Genomic DNA, 6,946 nt, shown 5'->3' on the forward strand with positions numbered 1-6,946 from the left:
AAACTAGGGATTGAACCTATGAACATCACCATGAAAAGGGCCACAGCGGCCAGTTTTCTGGCCTTGGTCGCCGCAGCGCCGTTGGCCGCACAAGACGTACCCACCATGCCGCCCGCTGCCGCTACCCAGCCGGGGCAGCAGACGGTGACGGGCCTGCGCCCCCAGCCGGGGCCGGAGATCAAGGGCATCATCACGGCCCGCAGTGGTGACCGGATGCAGGTGACCACCGAAGACGGCGCCAAGACCATCATCACCATCGACGACGCCACCCAAGTGAAGGGCAAGAGCGGCCTGTTCGGAGGGCGCGGCAATTTCTCGGTCAGCTCACTGCTCAACGGCCTGCCGGTAACGGTGAAGACACTGCAAGCCGGCGACGCACTGGTGGCCAGCCAGATCATTTTCCGCAGCAACGATTTCAAGACCGCGAACATGATCCGCACCGGCACGGCGCAAGGCTTCGAAGAACAAAGCGCAGCAACCCAGGCGCTGCGCAGCCGGGTTGCCGATATCGACAATTACAATGTGAAAGGCACGACCAACGTCTATTTCGATACCGGTAAATGGCTGATTTCGGATCAGGCCAAGGCCGAACTGTGCAATGCCGCCGCCACGGCGGAAAAGACCCCCAATGCTCTGTTGCTGGTGGTTGGCTATACCGATTCGGTGGGCGACGACGATTTTAATCAGGAACTCAGCGAAAAGCGCGCGAGCCGGGTGATGGCGCATCTGCAACAGGTGTGCCGCTGGAAACCGTTCCGCACGCTCACGCCCAGCGGCATGGCCGAATTTGATCCGGCGGCAGACAATGGCACCGAAGAAGGCAAGGCGCAGAATCGCCGCGTGGCCGTGAACGTGCTGGTCAGCAAGGCGGTAGACGGATTTTGATCGGATCCGCCTCCCCCGCCGCGCGGCGGGGGAGGCGGCATCTCGGCTATTCGAACGTCAGGTCGCCGGTCTCGGGCACTTCGAAATGTCGTGCGACATCGTCATCGCTGATAGCGTCCAGCGTGGCGGGCTGCCATTTGGGGTTGCGATCCTTGTCGATCAACTGGGCACGAATGCCCTCGAAAAAATCGTGGCCATTGCGGATTTCGCAGACGATCCGATATTCATTGATCAGCGCGTCTTCGATCTCCACACCGCGCGCGGCGCGCAGGCCGGCTAGGCTGAGCTTGCAGCTGATTGGTGACATGCGGCGGATTGTGGCCGCTTGGGCCTGTGCCCAGTCGTCGCCGGCATCAAGGCTGGCCATGATATCTTCCATCCGGTCATGCCCGAAATGATAATCGATGGCGTCGCGGTAGGCAGCCATCGGGGCCTCGCCGGCATCCTCGTCGAACGTCGCCAGCACGTCGGGCAGCGGCTCGTGGCTGGCGGCGAGCAAGTCACACAGCGTCGGCAGGTGGGCAGACTGCACATAATGCGTGGCGATGCCGCAATAGCGCAAATCCGCCGCCTTCAACCGCGCGCCCGTAAGGGCCAGCCAGGCACCAATTTCGCCCTGAAGTTTCGCCAGCGCATGGGTGCCGCCGACATCGGGGATGAGGCCGATGCCGGTTTCGGGCATGGCAAACAATGTGCGTTCGGTGGCGATGCTGTAGGGGCCGTGGATGGAAAGGCCGACACCGCCGCCCATGGTGATGCCGTCGATCAGCGCCACCCACGGCTTGCCGCAGCGGGCGATGGCCTGGTTCATGCGATATTCGTCGTGGAAGAATGTTTCCCACAGCGTTCGGTCTTCCCGGCCCTCGCGGCCCAGCAGCGCGACATCGCCGCCGGCGCAAAAGGCGCGATCGCCGGCACCTTCGATCACGATATGCTGCACGCCCGTGTCGCCCATCGCGTCGATCACAGCGCGGTGGATGGTCACTGCCATCGGATGGTTGAGCGCGTTGAGCGCGGCCACGCGGTTGAGCGTGATCCACAGCGCGTGTCCGCGGCGTTCGATCAGCACCTCAGGTTCAGTGGTCATGCGCTTCTCTCTGGTTCTCTGGCTACCAAGTTGCTGGAATCCGGAAGTTCCACCGGAATTGCCGATGTGGTGAGCCGTGCCAGCAGCGTGCCGGCTTCGTCGAACAGATCGGCTTCCATGAAGGCAACACGCTTGCCGAGCTTGATGCAGCGGCCTTCGGCAAACAGCGGCACGCCGGCACGGGCGGGGGCGAAAAAGCTGGTTTTCAGTTCGATGGTGGGGATACCGATACGCTTGCCTGATTTCACGATGGCGGCAAATGCAGCAGCGTCATCAAGCATGGCAACCACGATGCCGCCCTGAATGTTCCCCATCGGGTTGCGGCAGGCGTCGATGGGCTGGAACTTCATCTTCACCCGGCCGGCAGCGCTGTCGATTTCCAATATCTCCTGGCCCAGAATCGCAGCCGTCGGCGGCACGAAGCGGTTCATCCGGGCTTTCAGGTCTTCGTCGTTCAGGGCCATTGCCGCCTCATCTACCGATTTTCAGACCATAGCGGTGCAGCGCCGCAGCGAGGGCGTCAACCTGTTCGTCCTGCCGTGTGAACAGCGCGCGGCCCAAGCCCTGGCCCTCAAGCCCGCGTGCGCCCAGCAAAGTGGCCACCCGCCGGGCAATGCCGGGACCGCCATCGACGAAACCCGTCCCTGCCGGCGCGGCCGCCTGCAACTGGGGTAGCAGCAAGGGGAAATGCGTGCAGGCCAGCACGACCTGATCGATACGTTTGCCGCCCGGCTGGCCGATCAGCCCGGCCAGTTCGGGGGCGACATCGGCAGCAGTCACCGCCAGCCCGTGCACGTGCGCTTCCGCCAGTTCCACCAGCCGCGCCGAGCCGTGCAGCAGCACTGTGCAATCGGCGGCATGATCGGCAGACAACCGCGCCACATAGGGCTGGCGCACAGTGGCCTGCGTGCCGAGCACGCCGATCACCCGGCTGCGCGAGCGTTCGGCGGCAGGCTTGATCGCCGGCACCGTGCCCACCACCGGCACATCCAGCACGGCGCGGGCGTGGGCCAAAGCGATGGTCGATGCGGTGTTGCAGGCGATGACCAGCAGATCGGGTTTTAGCCGCTCCGTCAGCCGGCCGAGCAGCGCACACACCCGTGTGGCGACCTCCATCTCGGTCTTGGTGCCGTAAGGAAAGCCTGCATTATCCGCGATATAACTGATATCGACGGCGGGCAGGCGCTCACGCACATCATCAAGCACCGAAAGGCCGCCCACGCCGGAATCAAGCATCAAGATATGAGTGATGGCGGCCTCCATCCTTGCCCAATTTGGCTCATGTCATGGCCGGCGGCAAAAGGCAAAGCGCCCGCCAGCCGCTATTCGTCCTCAACAAACGATGAAGTGGCGACTGATGCCTGCAATTTTCCGGGACATGGCCGTCAACAGGGTGGCTGGCTCACGGATTTTCCATTCCGGCGGGCGGAACACAAGGGATCACACGCGATGTTCAGGCATGTCATCATTGGCGCTGCTGCCGTTTTCGGCTTGGCCAGCGCCGCGCAGGCCACGGTAGAGATTTCCACCACGGGCCGCGGCCTGTTCAGCAACGTGCGCGTGGTCGGCCAGCCGCTCACCCTGGTCGGGCCGATCGCCAGCGTCACCGGGCGCACCGCGCCGGGCTACACCCTGAATGGCAACGCGGCATCATTGGCGGCCAGCGTCGGGCTGGGCACCGTGTCGGGCGTCACCGCCACGCTCGATCTGAACAGCGGCGCCATCGCCACGGCAGCCAGCGCCAACGGCACCACCCCTCTCGACACCACCAGCGGCAGCGCCAGTTCGCAGCTCAGCAATCTGGCCATCAGCCTGTTCACCAGCAATGGCGGGCCGGTCACCAGCGTGCTCGATCTCACGGCCAGCCAGGTGCAGTCGCTCACCAGCGTCAGCAAGGTGGGCCTGGCCACCACCCTTTCGGGCCAGTCGATCTTTTCGGGCCTCGATCTCAGCGTGCTTGGCGCGCCTGTCCTGTCGCTGGGCAGCAACGCCCAGGTCGCGGCCAATTTCGTCGTCTACAATCAGAACGGACTGAAGGTGACGCTCAATCAGCAATTCGCCAGCAATTTCGACAATACGCGCGTGTTGATCACCAACGCCATCGGCATCAATTTCACCAACTATCTCCTCGATGGCCGCAGTCTGTCCGGCACCATCACCGTTGGCCAGTCGCTGACCGAGTTCATGAGCGGTGAAGCAGTGCCCGAACCGGCAAGCTGGGCCCAGATGCTGGCCGGTTTTGCACTTGCCGGCGCTGCCGCCCGCCGCCGCCGGATGCGCAAAAGCCGCCGCATCGGGGCTTGACCTTTCGGCCGCAGCCTGCGGCTATGCAGCTTGCATGGCACAAACCAATCCAACCGAACACTGGCCGCCGCCGCTGCCGGATTCCAGCGCATTCGTCGCCCCGCGGGTGCCGGGGCTGATCGCGGCGCTGGCCGGCGGCGCGCGCGCGGTGGCGGCAGATGCTGGTGGCGGACGGCGGGTGGCGGCACGCTGCATCTGGCTTTTGGCTATCACGGCCATCTGTGCGCCGCTGCACCTGGCCTGCCGGCGGCTTGGCCTGGCCTCGCCGTGGGCCCACCGCTTCATGGCCTGGAGCGCGCGCGCCTGCGGCATAAAAGTGCGCAGTATCGGCCAGCCAGTGGGCCGAGACGTGTTTTTCATTGCCAACCACCTGAGCTGGACCGACGCACTGATTCTGGGCGGGCAGACCGGCACGACATTCGTCGCGCAAGACGGCATCGCCATCTGGCCTGGCCTGGCCTTCCTGTGCCGCATCAACGACACGATCTTCGTCAACCGCGCCGACCGCATGGGCGTGGGCCGCCAGATCGCCGCCATGCGCACCCAGTTCGCCGCCCGCTCCCGCCTCGCGCTGTTCCCCGAAGGCAGTTGCGGTGACGGCCGCCGCCTGCTGCCGTTCAAGGCGCCGTTGTTTGCCATGCTGGTTCCGCCCCCGCCCGGCGCCGCCATCCAGCCAGTGGTGATCGACCCTGACGAAGCCGGCCGCAATCTGGCGTGGGTTGGCATGGAAACCGGCGCTGCCAACGCCTGGCGGCTGCTGGCGCGGCGCGGCACCTGGGAAGCCCGCGTGCATTTCCTCGAACCGTTCAGCCCCGCTGAAACACCGGACCGCAAGGCGCTTTCGGCGCGGGCACGAGCAGCGATCGCGGCGAAATTGTCGGAAACGCTGGGCGGACGTCCAGTGGCGTGATCAATCGCGCTGCCGTCAATGGCCGGGCGCTCTCCCCGCGTGACAGGTGCTGGCCGGCGCGGTAATCCACGATCATGACACACGCTGCATACCCCGCCGCCCGCCTCCGCCGCTCGCGCATGACTGCATGGAGCCGCGATCTGCACCGCGAAACGTCGCTCAGCCCGGCCAATCTGATCTGGCCGCTGTTCCCCACCGAAGGCCATGATGTGGAAACGCCGGTGCGCACCATGCCCGGCGTGTCGCGGCTCAGCGTTGACCGGTTGGCCAAGGCCGCCAAGGAAGCCGCAAGACTGGGGATACCCGCGGTCGCACTGTTCCCGCACACCAGCCCGGACAAGCGCAGCGATGATGCGCACGAAGCGCTCAACCCCGACAACCTGATTTGCCGTGCCATCCGCGCCATCAAGGATGCAGCGCCCGAAATCGGCGTGCTCACCGATGTCGCGCTCGATCTGTACACCAGTCACGGCCACGACGGCCTGATGTCGGACGCTGGTGAGATTTTGAACGATGCCACGGTGGAGATGCTGGTTGGCCAGTCGCTCAACCAGGCGCGCGCTGGCTGCGATATCATCGCCCCGTCCGACATGATGGATGGGCGGGTGGCGGCGATCCGCGCGGGGCTGGAAGGCGATGGGTTCCACAACACTCAGATCATGGCGTATTCGGCCAAATACGCCTCCGCTTTCTATGGCCCGTACCGCGATGCGGTTGGCAGCGGCGGCGTGCTCAAGGGCGACAAGAAAACCTATCAGATGGACCCGGCCAACGCCCGCGAAGCCATCCGCGAAGTCGCGATGGACATTGCCGAAGGTGCGGATTCGGTAATGGTGAAGCCCGGGATGCCGTATCTGGACATCATTCGCGCCATCCGCGACGCCTTCGATGTGCCGGTGTTTGCCTACCAGGTGAGCGGCGAATATGCGATGCTCGAAGCCGCGATTGCCGCCGGCGTGCTGGACCGCGATCGCGGCGTGCTCGAAGCGCTGATGAGCTTCCGCCGTGCGGGGTGTTCAGGCGTTTTGACCTATCACGCGCCATTGGCGGCGCGGCTGCTGGGGGCGTGAAATGTCGGAATGGGTTCGATGTGTTTTTGACGCGTACAAATTATCAACTTAAAATCACTGTAACAATAGACCTGCTCTTAGGGCGAAATTTTTATGTCAATCGATATCAATATTTTGGAGTAAACAATGTAAATAATGAATTATATCCATTTTCATTTTCGTCAGTCAATTCTGAATTGGATTATGGAAGAGATTGCGGAACTCCTTCATCTTCTGAAACGAGAGGGAATTTTTACATTTTTGATGAAGAATTAAAGGCTGGCGTTGATTACATATTGCGTGATAGCAGCGGCGAAAGACGTATGCGACTTGATTCAATGCAGAAGTTGACCTGATCTCAATCAGCGCATCTTGATCATTGGAAGTGCGCCAAACGCGTCAATGATCACAATTGCCCTAACCGAAGACACCAGGCCCATACTTCGCCGTCTTCGTGGTCGATCACGGTGCCGAGCAGGCTGAAGCCGTTGCGGCGCAAAACCGTGGCCGAGGCATTATCGGGCAGCAGGGTATGGGCGGTTACTGCCAGCGCGCCGTGACGGGCAGCAATCTCGATCAGCCCTGCGGCCATGGCGGTGGCGACGCCGCGCCCTTCCAGCCGCGGGAAGCTGCCATAGGCGATTTCGGCGGCGCCAGCGGCATCGGGTGCCGCCTTGAAACCGCATAGGCCGACGGTGGCGCCGGTGCCCG

9 protein-coding genes are annotated in these 6,946 nt (G+C 63.4%); 5 read left to right on the top strand and 4 right to left on the bottom strand.

Going from position 1 to position 6,946, the window contains the following annotated elements:
- Positions 1-18: 18 nt before the first annotated feature.
- On the top strand, positions 19-885 hold the full coding sequence (locus ACESL8_RS10460) for an OmpA family protein (RefSeq protein ID WP_372918556.1): 867 nt from the start codon (positions 19-21) through the stop codon (positions 883-885).
- Positions 886-931: 46 nt separating this feature from the next.
- Here ACESL8_RS10460 and ACESL8_RS10465 read toward each other — a convergent pair whose 3' ends face one another.
- The 3 genes from ACESL8_RS10465 to murI are packed head-to-tail and all read right to left on the bottom strand — an operon-like array spanning position 932 to position 3,235.
- Positions 932-1,972 carry an enoyl-CoA hydratase/isomerase family protein gene (locus tag ACESL8_RS10465; protein ID WP_372918558.1) on the bottom strand — a complete coding sequence of 347 codons (1,041 nt, stop codon included), beginning with the start codon at positions 1,970-1,972 and terminating at the stop codon, positions 932-934.
- The gene (locus ACESL8_RS10470) at positions 1,969-2,436 is read right to left on the bottom strand and encodes a PaaI family thioesterase (protein WP_372918560.1); all 468 of its coding nucleotides are present in this window, start codon (positions 2,434-2,436) and stop codon (positions 1,969-1,971) included. The genes ACESL8_RS10465 and ACESL8_RS10470 overlap by 4 nt, the downstream gene beginning before the upstream one ends.
- Positions 2,437-2,443: 7 nt before the next feature.
- Positions 2,444-3,235: a glutamate racemase gene (gene murI / locus ACESL8_RS10475; protein WP_372918562.1), complete on the bottom strand. Its 792-nt coding sequence runs from the start codon at positions 3,233-3,235 to the stop codon at positions 2,444-2,446.
- Between the two features lie 186 nt (positions 3,236-3,421).
- Between murI and ACESL8_RS10480 the strand changes: the two genes are divergently transcribed.
- From ACESL8_RS10480 to ACESL8_RS10495, 4 genes are all read left to right on the top strand, one after another.
- Entirely contained in the window at positions 3,422-4,276 is an 855-nt protein-coding gene (locus ACESL8_RS10480) for a PEPxxWA-CTERM sorting domain-containing protein (RefSeq protein ID WP_372918564.1), read from the top strand.
- A 34-nt stretch (positions 4,277-4,310) separates the two neighbouring features.
- Complete coding sequence (locus tag ACESL8_RS10485) at positions 4,311-5,186, top strand: lysophospholipid acyltransferase family protein (RefSeq protein ID WP_372918566.1); 876 nt, start codon at positions 4,311-4,313, stop codon at positions 5,184-5,186.
- A gap of 74 nt (positions 5,187-5,260) precedes the next feature.
- Positions 5,261-6,256 carry a porphobilinogen synthase gene (hemB, locus tag ACESL8_RS10490; RefSeq protein WP_372918568.1) on the top strand — a complete coding sequence of 332 codons (996 nt, stop codon included), beginning with the start codon at positions 5,261-5,263 and terminating at the stop codon, positions 6,254-6,256.
- Positions 6,253-6,591 carry a hypothetical protein gene (locus tag ACESL8_RS10495; protein WP_372918571.1) on the top strand — a complete coding sequence of 113 codons (339 nt, stop codon included), beginning with the start codon at positions 6,253-6,255 and terminating at the stop codon, positions 6,589-6,591. Before hemB ends, ACESL8_RS10495 begins: the two co-directional genes overlap by 4 nt.
- Before the next feature lie 50 nt (positions 6,592-6,641).
- On the opposite strand, the gene ACESL8_RS10500 is transcribed toward ACESL8_RS10495, so the two are convergent.
- The coding region (locus tag ACESL8_RS10500) for a GNAT family N-acetyltransferase (protein WP_372918573.1) at positions 6,642-6,946 on the bottom strand (305 nt) is incomplete at its 5' end.

It is taken from the genome of Sandarakinorhabdus sp., assembly GCF_041689835.1.
In the GTDB taxonomy this organism is placed as follows: Bacteria; Pseudomonadota; Alphaproteobacteria; order Sphingomonadales; family Sphingomonadaceae; genus Sandarakinorhabdus.